Source organism: Aeromonas sp., from assembly GCF_050252055.1.
Taxonomy (GTDB): domain Bacteria; phylum Pseudomonadota; class Gammaproteobacteria; order Enterobacterales; family Aeromonadaceae; genus Aeromonas; species Aeromonas caviae.
Genome location: NZ_JBFWLQ010000004.1, coordinates 229,677 through 244,455 on the forward strand (window position 1 = coordinate 229,677; position 14,779 = coordinate 244,455).

15 protein-coding genes are annotated in these 14,779 nt (G+C 61.8%); 5 read left to right on the top strand and 10 right to left on the bottom strand.

Annotated elements, in window-relative coordinates; all coding sequences use genetic code 11:
- Positions 1 to 19 precede the first annotated feature (19 nt).
- Genes AB7E19_RS09210 through AB7E19_RS09225 form a run of 4 tightly spaced genes read left to right on the top strand, consistent with a single transcriptional unit; the run spans position 20 to position 4,281 of the window.
- Positions 20 to 1,033 (top strand): ABC transporter ATP-binding protein, encoded by a 1,014-nt coding sequence (locus AB7E19_RS09210; protein WP_151027274.1) that lies wholly within the window; start codon positions 20 to 22, stop codon positions 1,031 to 1,033.
- Positions 1,030 to 1,998: an ABC transporter permease gene (locus AB7E19_RS09215; protein ID WP_427935037.1), complete on the top strand. Its 969-nt coding sequence runs from the start codon at positions 1,030 to 1,032 to the stop codon at positions 1,996 to 1,998. The genes AB7E19_RS09210 and AB7E19_RS09215 overlap by 4 nt, the downstream gene beginning before the upstream one ends.
- A 7-nt stretch (positions 1,999 to 2,005) precedes the next feature.
- Positions 2,006 to 2,821 carry an ABC transporter permease gene (locus tag AB7E19_RS09220; RefSeq protein WP_019840685.1) on the top strand — a complete coding sequence of 272 codons (816 nt, stop codon included), beginning with the start codon at positions 2,006 to 2,008 and terminating at the stop codon, positions 2,819 to 2,821.
- 29 nt (positions 2,822 to 2,850) lie between these two features.
- Complete coding sequence (locus tag AB7E19_RS09225; RefSeq protein ID WP_319860118.1) at positions 2,851 to 4,281, top strand: gamma-aminobutyraldehyde dehydrogenase; 1,431 nt, start codon at positions 2,851 to 2,853, stop codon at positions 4,279 to 4,281.
- Positions 4,282 to 4,407: 126 nt separating this feature from the next.
- On the opposite strand, the gene cyoE is transcribed toward AB7E19_RS09225, so the two are convergent.
- The 4 genes from cyoE to AB7E19_RS09245 are packed head-to-tail and all read right to left on the bottom strand — an operon-like array spanning position 4,408 to position 7,524.
- Positions 4,408 to 5,313 (bottom strand): heme o synthase, encoded by a 906-nt coding sequence (gene cyoE, locus AB7E19_RS09230; protein ID WP_427935039.1) that lies wholly within the window; start codon positions 5,311 to 5,313, stop codon positions 4,408 to 4,410.
- Entirely contained in the window at positions 5,310 to 6,320 is a 1,011-nt protein-coding gene (locus tag AB7E19_RS09235) for a COX15/CtaA family protein (protein ID WP_427935041.1), read from the bottom strand. The genes cyoE and AB7E19_RS09235 overlap by 4 nt, the downstream gene beginning before the upstream one ends.
- A 59-nt stretch (positions 6,321 to 6,379) precedes the next feature.
- The gene (locus tag AB7E19_RS09240) at positions 6,380 to 6,862 is read right to left on the bottom strand and encodes a hypothetical protein (protein ID WP_427935043.1); all 483 of its coding nucleotides are present in this window, start codon (positions 6,860 to 6,862) and stop codon (positions 6,380 to 6,382) included.
- Positions 6,859 to 7,524 (bottom strand): SURF1 family protein, encoded by a 666-nt coding sequence (locus AB7E19_RS09245; protein ID WP_427935045.1) that lies wholly within the window; start codon positions 7,522 to 7,524, stop codon positions 6,859 to 6,861. The genes AB7E19_RS09240 and AB7E19_RS09245 overlap by 4 nt, the downstream gene beginning before the upstream one ends.
- A gap of 78 nt (positions 7,525 to 7,602) precedes the next feature.
- Here AB7E19_RS09245 and AB7E19_RS09250 point away from each other — a divergent pair, with 78 nt between their 5' ends.
- Positions 7,603 to 7,809 (top strand): DUF2909 family protein, encoded by a 207-nt coding sequence (locus AB7E19_RS09250; protein ID WP_039039709.1) that lies wholly within the window; start codon positions 7,603 to 7,605, stop codon positions 7,807 to 7,809.
- 8 nt (positions 7,810 to 7,817) lie between these two features.
- Here AB7E19_RS09250 and AB7E19_RS09255 read toward each other — a convergent pair whose 3' ends face one another.
- The 6 genes from AB7E19_RS09255 to AB7E19_RS09280 all read right to left on the bottom strand — a co-directional run bounded on the left by AB7E19_RS09255 (position 7,818) and on the right by AB7E19_RS09280 (position 14,753).
- The gene (locus AB7E19_RS09255) at positions 7,818 to 8,699 is read right to left on the bottom strand and encodes a cytochrome c oxidase subunit 3 (RefSeq protein WP_042864889.1); all 882 of its coding nucleotides are present in this window, start codon (positions 8,697 to 8,699) and stop codon (positions 7,818 to 7,820) included.
- 2 nt (positions 8,700 to 8,701) lie between these two features.
- The gene (locus AB7E19_RS09260) at positions 8,702 to 9,256 is read right to left on the bottom strand and encodes a cytochrome c oxidase assembly protein (protein ID WP_010675772.1); all 555 of its coding nucleotides are present in this window, start codon (positions 9,254 to 9,256) and stop codon (positions 8,702 to 8,704) included.
- A gap of 9 nt (positions 9,257 to 9,265) precedes the next feature.
- Positions 9,266 to 10,864 carry a cytochrome c oxidase subunit I gene (gene ctaD, locus AB7E19_RS09265; protein WP_069784288.1) on the bottom strand — a complete coding sequence of 533 codons (1,599 nt, stop codon included), beginning with the start codon at positions 10,862 to 10,864 and terminating at the stop codon, positions 9,266 to 9,268.
- Positions 10,865 to 10,873: 9 nt separating this feature from the next.
- Complete coding sequence (coxB, locus tag AB7E19_RS09270; RefSeq protein ID WP_427935048.1) at positions 10,874 to 12,004, bottom strand: cytochrome c oxidase subunit II; 1,131 nt, start codon at positions 12,002 to 12,004, stop codon at positions 10,874 to 10,876.
- Between the two features lie 365 nt (positions 12,005 to 12,369).
- Positions 12,370 to 14,442: a tRNA(Met) cytidine acetyltransferase TmcA gene (locus AB7E19_RS09275; RefSeq protein WP_322131145.1), complete on the bottom strand. Its 2,073-nt coding sequence runs from the start codon at positions 14,440 to 14,442 to the stop codon at positions 12,370 to 12,372.
- Positions 14,439 to 14,753, bottom strand: a complete 315-nt coding sequence (locus AB7E19_RS09280; RefSeq protein WP_041211748.1) for an HlyU family transcriptional regulator — start codon at positions 14,751 to 14,753, stop codon at positions 14,439 to 14,441. The genes AB7E19_RS09275 and AB7E19_RS09280 overlap by 4 nt, the downstream gene beginning before the upstream one ends.
- Between the last annotated feature and the right edge of the window lie 26 nt (positions 14,754 to 14,779).

The window sequence follows — 14,779 nt, forward strand, 5'->3', positions numbered from 1 at the left end:
ACACAGACAAGGACGTCCCATGAATGCCGTACAATTTGACCGGGTCAGCCGCCACTATGGCGAGGTGAAGGCGGTCGACGACATCTCCTTCCAGATCCCGGCCGGCGAGTTTTTCACCCTGCTGGGGCCGAGCGGTTCCGGCAAGACTACCTGCCTGCGGATGATCGCGGGCTTCGAATACCCGAGCGAGGGGGAGATCCGACTGTTCGGCGAGCCTTGCTCCACCGTGCCCCCCTACGATCGCAACCTCAATACCGTGTTTCAGGACTACGCCCTGTTTCCCAACATGGATGTGCGCGACAACATCGGCTACGGCCTGATGCTCAAGGGCGTCGCCAAGGCGGAGCGTTATCGCAAGGTGGACGAGATGCTGGAACTGGTGCGCCTGCCCGGCGTCGGCAACCGCAAGCCGGGCCAGCTCTCCGGCGGCCAGCGCCAGCGCATCGCCATCGCCCGGGCGCTGATCAACCAGCCGCGCATCCTGCTGCTGGACGAACCGCTCGGGGCGCTCGACCTCAAGCTGCGCGAGCAAATGCAGCTCGAACTGAAAGCCTTGCAGCGCCAGCTCGGCATCACCTTCATCTTCGTCACCCACGATCAGCAGGAGGCGCTCTCCATGAGCGACCGCATCTGCATCTTCAATCAGGGCAAGATCGAGCAGATTGCCGCGCCGGATACCATCTACGACGCCCCCGCCACCCCCTTTGTCGCCCGCTTCGTCGGCACAGTCAACCTGTTCGAGGGGGAGCAGGCCCGCCGTCTGTGCGGCGATGAGCGCCAGATGATGGTACGCCCGGAGCGGATCCGGCTCGCCGAGGCCGGCACACCGGGCTGGTCAGGGGAGGTGCGCGAAGTGGAGTACCTCGGCCCCTTCGTGCGCTACCGGGTCGATCTTGGCGAGCAGCTCGAGCTTATCGTCAACCACCCCAACGAGGGCCAGGCCCGTCTGCCCCGTGGCGCCCGGGTCAGCCTCAGCTGGCCGGAGCAGGCGATCCATCGCCTGCACACCGCCCCTCTGGGAGCTCAACCATGAGCGCCCCCCACAGTGTGAGCCTTGCCATGAGCCAACCCACTGCCCCCCTCTCCTATCGGCCGCTGCGGCGCCTCTCCACCCTGCTCTACGGGCGGCCGGGTCTGTTGCTGGCCATCCTGCTGGGGCCCCCCCTGCTCTGGCTTGGCATCATCTATGTCGGCTCCCTGCTGATGCTGCTCTCCAACGCCTTCTTCGGACTGGACGAGTTCAGCGGCCAGATCCGCCACGACCTGGGGCTGCAGAACTTCGTCGCCCTGCTGCGGGCTGAGAACCTGGACGTGATCCTGCGCACCGTCGGCATGTCGCTGCTGGTGACCCTGGCCTGCGCCCTGCTCGGCTTTCCGATAGCCTACTACATGGCGCGCTACACCAGCGGCAAGACCCGAGCCCTATTCTACGTCGGCATCATGCTGCCGCTCTGGTCCAGCTATCTGGTACGGGTCTACGCCTGGAAGCTGATCCTGGCCAAGGAGGGGGTCATCAGCTGGCTGGCAGATACTCTGGGACTGGACTGGCTGCTGGACGCCATCCTCTCGCTGCCGGTGATAGGGGGGCCGTCGCTCTCGTTCTCGCGCATCGGCACATTCATCGTGTTCGTCTACGTCTGGCTGCCTTTCATGATCCTGCCCATCCAGGCGGCGGTGGAGCGGATCCCGCGCTCCTTGCTGGAGGCGAGCGGCGATCTCGGCGCCACCCCGGCCCAGACCTTTCGCACCCTGATCCTGCCGCTGGCCCTGCCCGGCGTGGTGGCGGGCTCCATCTTCACCTTCTCCCTGACGCTGGGGGACTACATCATCCCCGGCATCATAGGCAACTCCACCATGTACATAGGTCAGGTGGTCTACATGCAGCAGGGCACGGCGGGCAACCTGCCCTTCGCCGCCGCCTTCTCGCTGGTGCCGATCCTCATCATCGCCATCTACCTGACCATCGCGAAACGTCTGGGGGCTTTCGATGCGCTCTAATACCTCCATGAAACGGGACCACGGCAGCCAACCCTCCGGCCTGCTCAAGTACGCGGCCATCGGCGGTCTCCTGTTCCTGCACTTTCCGATCCTGTTCATCTTCCTCTACGCCTTCACCAGCGAGAGCAAGAGCTACCAGTTCCCGCCCCCCGGCCTCACCCTCAAGTGGTTCGAGGTGACCCTCAACCGCCCCGACGTGTGGCGCGCCATCCAGCTGTCGCTGGAGGTAGCGGGACTGGCGACGCTGGCCGCCATGGTGCTCGGCACCCTGGCGGCGGGGGCCATCGCCCGCAGCCGCTTCTTCGGCCAGGAGGTGGTATCGCTGTTGCTGGTGCTGCCCATCGCCCTGCCCGGCATCGTCACCGGCATCGCGCTGCGCTCCGCCTACGGGGTGATGGAGATCCCTTTCAGCTTCTGGACCATCGTCATCGGTCACGCCACCTTCTGCGTGGTGGTGGTCTACAACAATGCCCTGGCGCGCTTTCGCCGCACCAACCAGAGCCTCATCGAGGCGTCCATGGATCTCGGGGCCGACGGCTTCCAGACCCTGCGCTACGTGATCCTGCCCAACCTCGCCACCGCCCTGCTGGCGGGGGGCATGCTGGCGTTCGCGCTCAGCTTTGACGAGGTGATCGTCACCACCTTCACCGCTGGCCAGCAGACCACGCTGCCGATCTGGATGTATCAGGAGCTGATCCGGCCACGGGACAGGCCGGTCACCAACGTGGTGGCGCTCATCATAGTGGCCTTCACCACCATTCCCATTCTGCTTGCCTACTACCTCACCCGCGACGGCCAAGACGTTGCCGGCAGTGGCAAATAACGACTCAACGCGTGCGCAAGGATGCAACCATGAAACTCTCTACCCAACTTTTGATCGACGGTCAGTTCGTCACCGGTGACGGCCAGGCCGAGCCCATCCTCAACCCGGCCACCGGGGAGCTCATAGCCTCCGTGCCAGAAGCCTCGTTCGAGCAGGTGAACCGGGCGGTGAACGGCGCCCAGCGCGCCTTCGCCCAGTGGAGCCGCACCACCCCGGCGAGCCGCAGTACCCTGCTGCTGCGCCTGGCCGATGCCATCGAGCGCCACGCCGAGGAGTTTGCGGCCCTCGAATCCCTCAACTGCGGCAAACCCTATCTGGCGGTGCTCAATGACGAGCTGCCCGCGGTGGTGGACTGCTTCCGTTTCTTCGCCGGCGCCGCCCGCTGCCTGCAGGGGCCGCTGGCGGGGGAGTACATCGAGGGGCACACCAGCATGATCCGCCGCGACCCCATCGGTGTGGTGGGCAGTATCGCCCCCTGGAACTATCCGCTGATGATGGCGGCTTGGAAGATGGCCCCGGTGCTCGCCGCCGGCAATACGGTGGTGCTCAAGCCCTCCGAGCAGACCCCGCTCACCGCCCTGCGCCTGGCGGAGCTCGCCAGCGAGCTGTTCCCCCGCGGCGTCATCAACATCGTCTGCGGCCGGGGCGAGAGCGTGGGGGCGCCGCTGGTGGAGCACCCGCTGGTGCGCATGGTGTCCCTCACCGGTGACATCGCCACTGGCCAGAAGATCCTGCAGAGCGCCGCCCGCACCATGAAGCGCACCCATCTGGAGCTTGGCGGCAAAGCGCCGGTCATCATCTTTGACGATGCAGACTTGGAGGCCGTGGTGGCCGGCATTCGCACCTTCGGCTTCTACAACGCCGGCCAGGATTGCACAGCCGCTTGCCGCATCTATGCCCAGGGCAAGATCTACGACAAGTTCGTCGCCGCCATGACCGAGGCGGTTGCCTCCATCAAGGTGGGCGGTCCGCGCGAGGAGGGGGTGGAGATGGGGCCGCTCATCTCGGACCGGCAGCGCAACCGGGTGGCCAGCTTCGTGGAGCGGGCCCAGAGCAGCGGTCACGTGGAGGTGACGGCGGGAGGCAAGATCCGCCCCGGCAACGGCTTCTTCTTCGAACCGACCCTGATCGCCCATGCCCGTCAGGAGGATGAAATTGTGCGCCGGGAGGTATTTGGCCCGGTGGTGTCGGTGACCCGCTTTGGCGACGCCGAGCAGGTGGTGCAGTGGGCCAACGACTCGGACTACGGCCTCGCCAGCTCGGTCTGGACCAAGGATCTGAGCCTTGCCAGCAAGGTGGCCAGCCACCTGCAGTACGGCTGCACCTGGATCAACACCCACTTCATGCTCACCTCCGAGATGCCCCACGGCGGCATGAAGATGTCAGGCTACGGCAAGGATCTCTCCCTCTATGCGCTGGAGGACTACACGGTGCCGCGCCATATCATGGTCAAGCTCTAGGCTCCACTCCGTCCCCCTGAAAACAAGATGGCCCCAAGGGGCCATCTTGTTTTGCATCAGGTCTGTGCATCCCTGCTGTGCACCGACGCAGCGTCACCATTCACCCGACCTCGACCAGCATCAACGTCATGACAACCGCCACAGCCAGTGGTGATCCAAAATAAGCAGACCAAACAGCAGCATCAGGTGATAGATGGAGAAACGGAAGGTGCGCATCGCCTGGCCGGGCCGATCCCCATACTTCAACAGCCAGCCATGCCAGCAGAATCCGAGGTTCAACCCCAGGCTGCCGACCAGGTAGACAAGCCCTGACATACCAATCAGATAGGGCAGCAGACAGACGAGCGTCAGGATCAGCAGATAGAGCAGGATGGCTGTCTTGGTGAAATCGGTGCCGTGGGTGACGGGCAGCATGGGAATGTCGGCACCGGCATAGTCATCGCGCCGGTGGATGGCCAGGGACCAGAAATGGGGCGGCGTCCAGGTAAAGATGATCATCACCAGCAGCCAGGGCTCGGCCGAGAGCTGCCCCGTGATGCTGGTCCAGCCCAAGAGCGGTGGCATGGCTCCCGCCAATCCGCCGATGACGATATTCTGCGGCGTGGCCCGCTTCAGCAGCAGGGTATAGACGACCGCATAGCCGAACAGGCTGGCCAAAGTCAGCCAGGCAGTCAGGGGATTCACGCCCCAATGGAGCAGAACAAACCCCGACAGTGCCAGACAGATCGCGAAACTCATCGCCTGCCCCGGCGTGATCCGTCCCGTGGCGACCGGGCGCCAGCGCGTTCTGCGCATCCGGGCATCGATGCCGCAATCCAGAGAATGGTTCATGGCCGCCGCCCCGGCAGCGAGCAGTCCAATCCCCGCCAGGCCCAGTATCATCTCGTCCAGAGAGGCGCGTGTCGGCTCGGCCAGCAGCATGCCCACCCAGGCGGTCAGGAGCAGCAGGGCAACCACCTTTGGTTTGGTCAACTGACAATAATCGCGCACCCGGCGGAGGGCAAAGCGCTGTGCCCGCCCTCTCCCATTCATGTCCGGCTCCTGACCATCCCAGGGGATGGCAAGGGGTTGTGATGAGGCAAAGAGAGGCTCCCGCGCGCCAGCACACAACAGGCCAGCAGGTGGGCGGCCACCAGATTGTGTGCAAGGGCGTTGGCCAGCGGCAGGGCCAGATGGACGTTCGCCAATCCCAAGGCAATCTGCACGGTCAGCAGACCCAGCAACAACCAGCCAAACCCTCTCAGGGGCGTCCGCTGGCAGAGCAGCGCGAGGGCGAAAGCCCCCACCAGCAAGGCCGTGGTCAGTGCTCCCAGGCGATGGGCGATGTGAATGGTCTGGCGCGCCTCCTTGCCCAGCACGCCGAACTCATAGCTGGCGTGCCCCATAGGGAGATGAAAGGCTTGCGCCCAATTCAGCTCTGCCTGCCAGTTGCCCTGGCACAAGGGAAACTCCACACACGCCATGGCCGCATAGTTCGCCGATGTCCAGCCCCCCAGCGCGATCTGCAGCAGCAGCACGCCACAGGCCATGCTGCCAAGCCAGGACACCCCCTGGTGTACGGGCGGGGATACAGGGAAACCTGCCAATTCGGCCCGATAGAGCCAAAGCAAGGTCAGGATGGCGAAGCCGCCCAGCAGATGAGTGGTCACCACCAGGGGATGCAGGGCCAGGGTCACCGTCCACATACCCAGCGCCGCCTGACCTGCAACCAGCACCAGCAAGATGAGCGAGAGGTGACGCAGTCGGCCGCCTGTACACCAGCCCAAGCCGGACAGGAGCACAATCACGCCTCCCAGCCCCCCGGCGCAGTAGCGATGCACCATCTCGCTGCGCGCCTTGTGAGGAACAAGCGGGCTAGCCGGATAACGTTGTGCCGCCAGTTCCGCATGCTCGGCGCGGGGAATGGCAAGGGAACCATAGCAACCTGGCCAATCGGGGCATGCCAGCCCGGCATCCGTCAACCGGGTATAAGCACCGAGCGCGATGACAAGAACTGCCAGCGCAATGGCCACGGATGCCAGCCTCTTGTGCATCTTCATATGCCGCCTCGCTGACCGTGCAGTAGCCAGAAGATGCGAGTTCCATGCCGGCTGCATCGTCACTGCACCCCACGCTGATACTTGAGCAGTTGCTGCAGATCCGACAGTACCGCCTTGCCAAGCAACGGCCAGGTCGTCGTGCTGCCGGGTACCTCGTAACGCAAGATGGCCAGCCCGCGGGCGTCCACCAGCAGTATATCCCCCTCCCTCATTTCACTGTTTGCCTCGTGAGGTGGCGTCAACTGGACCAGCTCCAGCTTGTCCAGGTTGCGGCCAAGTGCAGCCTGGATGCGCGCCATCAGCACAGGGACCTGCCGGCATTGCCCCTCGCAGCGAGGGACCACCAGATAGACCAGTCGCCATTGGTGCTGATGGGCAGGAAGCGGTTGCAACAGGTAGATCTCCTGGTGCAGCCAGTGCCCCTTGCTGCGCGTGCCGGGTTCATACCAGCCCTGGTGAAGAGTCAGAGCCGCCAGCACCACAGGCAGCAGGATCACCGCAGCAAAGAGCGCTGGCACCCTCCAGCGTTGCCATCCGCTCATGGGGAGCACCTCCTTGTCAGCATGACCCCCCCTGACAGAACCACCAGCGCCAAGCCGAGCCATTGCACCGCATAGGCCCGGTGTTTTTCAGGAGGCATGACATTGTGCTGGTAGTGATAGAGGAATGGGGTTCGTCTTTGATACAACACGGCGTCTGCAAGCGGGGCTCCGATTGCCTGTCGCAGGATCTCGACCCTGATGGATTGCAGCCGGTTCGGGTAGGGGCCTGGTTCTATGTTCTGTCCCAGCAGGAAGCCGCCGGGAGCGATGCGCAGCACACCTTCAAGGGTCATTGCGGCGGGGATGGCGGGATTGGGCAATTGCGACCTGTCGGATGGTGCGGGCACCCATCCCAGGTTGACCAGCAACAGTGAGGATCCCCCCTCTGCGCGTACCGGGATGAGCACGTCATAGCCAACCTCCCCGTTGACGATCTGGTTGTCCAGCAACCAGACATAAGGGCTGACCCACTCGGCTTTCCCTTGCAGAGGCTGGCCATCCAGTGACTCCGGGTGTTGCCAGTCGATCTGGGCCAATGTCCTTGGCCCGGCCTGCTGCATCTTTGCCATCTGCGCCAGCCAGGCCGTTTTTTCCATTCCGCGCTGCCACTGCCAGAACGCCAGCTTGCACAAACCGGCCGTCACCACCAGAGTGAACAACAAGACGAACCAGCGTCTGTGATGCCATGGTCGTCGCTTGTCTCGTGCAGCCGAATCGCGCATATCGAGGAGGATCCCAAGATGTTGATCAAGGTCGTTCTGGTACTCATGCTGCTGCTCATCATCGGCCAGCTGTTTCACGCCCTCTGGCTGATGCTCAGTGCAGGCAATACGCAAAAGATGTCGGTACCTCTGGGCCGGCGCGTCTTCTTCTCCCTGCTGGTGGTCATCATACTGCTGCTCTCTCTCGCGATGGGCTGGCTGGAACCCAACCCGCGCCCCTACTGAGCACGGCATCAAAGCAGGTAGACAAAGACGAACAGACAGAGCCAGACCACATCGACGAAGTGCCAGTACCAGGCCGCAGCTTGGAAAGCGAAATGACGCTGTGGGGTGAAATGATCCCTCAGCATGATGCGCAGCCAGATGATGGTCAGGAAAAGGGTGCCCAGCAGCACGTGCAGTCCATGGAACCCGGTCAGAATGAAGAAGGTATTGCCATAGATGCCGGAATCCAGCCGCAGTCCGAGATCCCGATAGGCATGCAGATACTCATAGCCTTGAAACCACAGGAATGTCAGCCCGAGCACCACGGTTGCCAGCAACATCCCCTTGAGCCGCATGCGTCTGCCGTTTTCCAGACTCATGTGTGCAAACAGCAGGGTCACGGAGGAGCCAAGCAGGATCAAGGTATTGATGAGGGGGATCCCCTGCCAAGGCATGGCCTGGGTCGTGGCCCCGCCGGGCGTCTTGAGCAGGGGCCAGTGAGCGGTGAAATCCGGCCACAGCAGCTGGCCCGTCATCACCCTGTGGCCCGCACCATCCAGCCAGGGCACCGCAAGCTGGCGGGCATAGAACAGCACTCCGAAAAAAGCCAGAAAGAACATCACTTCGGAGAAGATGAACCAGACCATGCCCTGCCTGAAGGATCTGTCCATCTGGGCGCTGTAGAGCCCGGTCATGGACTCCCGGATGATGTGACGGAACCAGCCAAACAACATGAATGCCAGCAGGGCGACACCGGCCATCATCAGATACCGGCCGAAACCGGTCTGCCCACTCGCCACTTCATTGACCAGATGTCCCGCCCCCAACGCCAGGAAAAACAGTGCAATGGCACCAATGATGGGCCAGCGACTCTGGTCCGGGACATAATAGGTCTGGTTCACCTTGGCCATGGTCATTTCCTCTGTGCGAGTGCCGGTGCAGGTACGGACTCCGTGATGTCATAGAGCGAGTAGGAGAGCGTGATGGTATTGATGCTGTCCGGTAGTGCCGGATCGATATAGAACTTGAGCGGCATCAGCTTGCTCTGCCCTGCCCTCAGCTCCTGGCGATTGAAGCAGAAACACTCCACTTTCTTCAGATAGGCTGCGGCGGGACCGGGAGAGACCGACGGGACCGCCTGACCCACCATGGCCCGCTCCGTGGGATTGAAGACCCGAAAGTTGACCATTTTCACCTCCCCCGGCCGCACCGACAGCCGAGCCGTTTCACCACTGAACTCCCACGGCATCCGGGTATCCGCATGAGCAAGAAACTCGATCTGGATGCTCCGCTTGCTGTCGATCACCGCCCGCTCCGTACTGGCCGCTTGATCAGACGTCTTGCCATTGAGGCCGGTGATCCGGCAGAAGACGTCATAAAGCGGCACCAGCGCAAAGGCAAAACCAAACATGACGAGCACGACCAGAGCCAGTTTTCTGAGCAAGGGGGCATGACTGACCTTGGTCATATGACCTCCCTAACGCTCTTCCGACCGGATATCCGGTGGAGTCTGGAAACTGTGATAGGGAGGGGGAGAAGAGAGCGTCCATTCCAGCCCCTCGGCCCCCTCCCATACCCGATCGCTCGCCTTGGCTCCGCCTCTGATGCATTTGATCACACCCCAGACAAACAGCAGCTGGGACAGGCCGAAGGCAAAGCCCCCCAGGCTGATCAGCATGTTGAAGTCGGCAAATTGCAGGGCGTAATCGGGAATGCGGCGAGGCATGCCCGCCAGCCCGACAAAATGCATGGGGAAAAACAGCACATTGACCGAGACGAGCGAACACCAGAAGTGCCATTGGCCGAGCCGCTCGTCATACATGTGCCCCGTCCATTTCGGCAACCAGTAGTAGGCCGCAGCCAGGATCGAGAAGACGGCACCGGTCACCAGCACATAGTGGAAATGGGCCACTACGAAATAGGTGTCGTGATACTGAAAATCAGCTGGCGTCATGGCCAGCATCAGCCCGGAGAAACCGCCAATGGTGAACAGGGTGATGAAGGCGATGGCAAACAGCATGGGGGTCTCGAATGTCAGAGAACCACGCCACATGGTAGCAAGCCAGTTGAATACCTTTACCCCTGTCGGCACCGCGATCAACATGGTGGTGTACATGAAGAACAGCTCCGCCACCACGGGCAATCCGGTGGTGAACATGTGGTGAGCCCAGACCATGAAGGAGAGCAAGGCGATGCTGCTGGTGGCATAGACCATGGAGCGATAACCGAACAGCTTCTTGCGGGAGAAGGTCGGAATGATGCTGGAGACGATGCCGAAAGCCGGCAATATCATGATGTAGACTTCCGGGTGCCCGAAGAACCAGAAAATGTGCTGAAACAAGACAGGATCCCCCCCACCGGCCGCATCGAAGAAACTGGTCCCGAAATACTTGTCCGTCAGCACCATGGTCACCGCAGCCGCCAGCACCGGCATGACAGCGATGAGCAGAAACGCCGTGATGAGCCAGGTCCAGACAAACAGCGGCATCTGCATCCAGCCCATGCCCGGCGCCCGCAGGTTGAAGATGGTCACGATGACGTTGATGGCCCCCATGATGGAGGAGATCCCCATGATGTGAATGGCAAAGACGAACAGGGCCGTGCTGTTGCCGCTGTACTGGGTGGACAGGGGGGCATAGAAGGTCCAGCCAGAACTGGGGCCGCCTCCCTCCATAAACAGGCTCGACAGGAGGATGAGGAAAGCAAACGGCAGGATCCAGAAGCTCCAGTTGTTCATGCGGGGCAGCGCCATGTCAGGAGCCCCAATCATGATGGGGATCAGCCAGTTGGCGAGGCCGGTGAAGGCGGGCATGACGGCACCAAAGACCATGATAAGGCCGTGTACCGTGGTCATCTGGTTGAAAAACAGGGGTTCCACCAGTTGCAGTCCGGGCTGGAACAGTTCTGCCCGGATCACCATGGCCATGGCGCCACCGGTAAAGAACATGGTGAGAGCAAAGCACAGATACAGGGTACCGATGTCCTTGTGATTGGTGGTGTAGAGCCAGCGCCTCAGACCGGCCGCTGGCTGGTGGACATGTTCGCTGTGCGGGGTATCCGTGATTCCATCACTCATGCCGACGCCTCACTTGTCCTTGTCCGGATTGGCCGGGTTGAGAAGGGACTGCACCTCGGCTGGCTGCACAAGGTCGCCGGTCTTGTTATCCCAGGCATTGCGTTCATAGGTGATGACGGCGGCCAGTTCCTGCGCCGTCAACTGTTTGCCAAAAGGCTGCATCGCCGTGCCGCTCTTGCCATGCAGGACGATGTCCAGATGCTGGGCCCGATGTTCCGCCTGTGTGGTCACCTTGCTGCCATTGAGCGCCGGGAAGATGCCGGGCAATCCGGTACCCGCGGGCTGATGACAGGCAGCGCAGTGCCCCAGATAGACTTTCTCCCCCTGTGCCATGGCTTGTGGCAACGTCATGGTCTCCGCTGCCTGCGCCTGTTGCTGTGCCTTGGCAGTTGCCTGCTCGTCTCCCTTTCTGGCAATCCACTTCTCGAACTCCTCTGCGGATTTGGCCACCACAACCACAGGCATGAAACCGTGATCCTTTCCGCACAGCTCGGCGCACTGCCCACGATAGGTGCCCGGCTTGTCGATCCGGGTCCAGGACTCGTTGATGTAGCCAGGATTGGCGTCTTTTTTCACGGCGAAGGCGGGAACCCACCAGGAGTGAATGACATCGTCCGAGGTCATCAGGAAACGGATCTTCTTGCCGACCGGCAATACCAGAGGGTTATCCACCTCCAGCAGATAATTGCCGCCCTTGGGGGAATCACCGGAGATCTGCTGTTTGCTGGTCGCCAGCAGGGAATAAAACGCCACTGGATACTCTAGGTATTTGTAATGCCATTTCCATTGCGAGCCCGTGACGAGGACGGTGAGATCGGCCTTGGAGGTATCCTCCATCTTCAACAGGGTCGAGGTTGCCGGTGCCGCCATCGCGATCAGTATCAACACGGGGATGGCCGTCCACAGCAACTCGATGCGGGTGCTTTCGTGAAACTGGGCGGCTTTGGCACCGCGCGATTTTCGATGGTGCACGATGGACCAGAACATGATGCCGAAGACGAGCAGACCGATGACGCAACAGATATAGAAAATCGTCATGTGCAGGTCATAGACCTGCTGGCTGATGGCGGTCGCCCCGCGCGTCATGTTGAACCGGATCTCATTGGCAAAGGCACTGCTGCTGATGAACCACATCATCATTCCGGCACCTGCCTGAGCTGCATCGTTTCTCACATTGCACTCCCTGTGCACGTTGGAGAAGATGGCCTGCGTTCAATGAACTCAACACTAACCATCTGAAAATAATGCATTTATTAAAATTCATTTCACATTCAAGTATTAGTCCATATTCAGAAAAAACCAAAATGCAGACAGCCTGACCAGGCTCATCAGAGCAGTGGCAATGGGCAAAACGCGAGCAGGGAAGAGGGAGAAACGGGTCCCGGGGTGGCCACGTCTTGAACGGAGAGAGCTTCAGCCATGGTGGGTCGAATCGATGTGCAGAACCCGGAGGGTCCATTGGTTCCTCCCGGGCTCCGTGGTTTTCTGCCGTGCCAGAGGCGGGGTCAGCCCGCTGGGGCTTGCTGAGCCAGCAGTCTGGCCAGCAGGGAGCGCAATGCTTTTATCAGGGCGGGTTTGCCCGCGACACCCTGTCGGGCAGCCAGCTCTGACCAGGGCACATATTGCCAGATGGTGGCGATCAGCAACCGTCGTTCATCCTGACTCAACGCATCCAGCATCATCACTTGCCGAAGCAGCCAGCGTTGCAGTGTCGCCTGGCACAACTCGAATGGCTTGTGATGGTGGGCAAAGCAATCGAGTTCCCGATGCTCGAATTCATCCAGATCCGGCACATGAGTGACAGGTCCGCCTCTGAGGGATAGCCAGACCAGTTCGGTATCCAGCCTCTTGAGTTCACCCGCCAGCAGGGCCGGCAACTGGCTCATGAAACGCTGTCGCCATTGCGCCAGCTCGGCGTGATATTCCGATTGCAACGGCATCAGCAGCAAAGCTGCATGACTGCCGCTGGCCGCATCGCGCTGCAGACCAAGACGCAGCACCTTCAATCCCGCCTTGAGCCAGAATGGCAGCAGATCTGGACTGGCGGAGAAGGCAGATCCCAGATAATCGACCCCTAATGCCTGATAATGTGATACCAGCTTGTCCAGCAACCGGGACCCCAGCCCGAGACGATGAAGGGCAGGATGGATGGCGATGCGCATCACCCTGGCATAAGAGCGCTCCCCCGCCGTCACGAAACCGGCGTGGGCCAGCAGCGACTGGGGCAGCAGATGTCCACGAGGGCGCCTTCGTCCGGCCCAGATCGCATGCGCCAGATCAGGGGGTATATTGCCCTCCCGCGCGACCAGCGCCACCCCGAGCAACTCCTGTCCCTGCTCCATCAGATGAATGTCGAGATCCGGCCCCTCCAGCAAATACCGCAGATCACTGGGGCTGGTCTGGTAGTGAGCCAGCACGAGCAGGCCGAACACCCGATTGAGCAGCGCGTCATCACGGGCCAGCTCATCTTGTCCGACCAGGCGCCAGGTCGGTGATGTCGGGGGATGAGGTGCCGATATGTCGGCATTCAGACCAAGGAGCCGGAAGATCAGAGGCTCCAGCGGATCGCTCAGGCTCCAGCGAATGGGCTCCACCAGGCGCAGCTCCTGCCAATCCGGGGTTTGCTCATCGAGTACCCTCTTGAAGCGCAGATGAAAGCCACGCCCCGTCCCCTCATAGCCATGCTCCGTTGTAGCGAAGACAATGCGACTGTGACGGGCCAGCATGGCCTCCAGCAGTGGGGTCGGGATGGCTGCGGCCTCATCCACCAGCAACAGATCCGCCAGCACGTCTCCTTGAGCCACCCGATCAGGGGACACATAGCTCAGACCGGCCAGCCGCTCAGGCATCTCTGCCAGCGCGCGCTCTGCATGGGCAAAAAGTGTCGCCACTGTAGCGTGGGAAGGGGCAGTCACCGCTATCGTCAAGGCCGGATCCCGACTCAGCAAATCGGCGCTCGCCAGCCCCAGCACGGCGCTCTTGCCACGACCGCGATCGGCGCTCAGCACCAGGGGGCGTCGGCGATGGCCGTGCAACACGTTGTGGATGGCGGGCAGCGCACGGGCCTGATCCGCGCTTAGCGGCCGGTCCCCGTCGAGAGGCTGCCAGGTAATATCACAAGAGGCAGGCGTCAGATCTCGCGCCGGATCTTCTGCCAGCAACCGTACCAGACGGGAGATGAAACCCTGCCCGGCACGATCGGCCTCCTCTGGCTGGGCGACCAGCCTCTGACGATCAGGGTCTGGGTAGGTCGGCCATACCTCCCGCGGCGGGGTCAGCAGAAGCAAGAGCCCCCCAGCCCTCAATGTCCCCGCCAAGGCACCGAATGCATCGGGGTGAAAACCGCTGAAGGCATTGAATACCAGGGTGTCGCACTCCTGACCGAGCCGTTGAAGCGCCTTGGCGGCAGGCTGCGGAGCATGACGCTCAGGACCCTGCCCCAGCCAGAACACCGCCCCCCACAGCAAGGATTCGGCACGAACGATGCAGTCACCCTCCTCCCCTTCCAGCCAGATCAGACGCCGCTCGCCGGCATGAGCGATAGCGTGGCGCAAGGCGAGCAGCTCGGCTGACATCATGGAGCTGGGCTGGCGTCTGGCTTCACGCGGGGTTCAAACATGCGCTCCCCCATCTGGTCGATGAAGGTATGGGCCTTTTGCACCATGAAGCGCTCGGCATCCGCCGGGTTGGCAAAGAGATCGGAGCGGATGAAGCGATGGGTCTGTAATTGCCCGTCTATCTCCCTGGTGATGCGACCTGCCAGCCTGTATTGCCCCCCTTCCGCCATGGGCTCGGGATAGATGAGATAGCCCATGTATTCGATGGGCTCAACCTCGGGGCTCTGGGCGATCTCTCCCTTGAACAGGGCATTGAATAGTTTTTTGAACATGTTCGCATCCTCTCTGATAAAGGCAT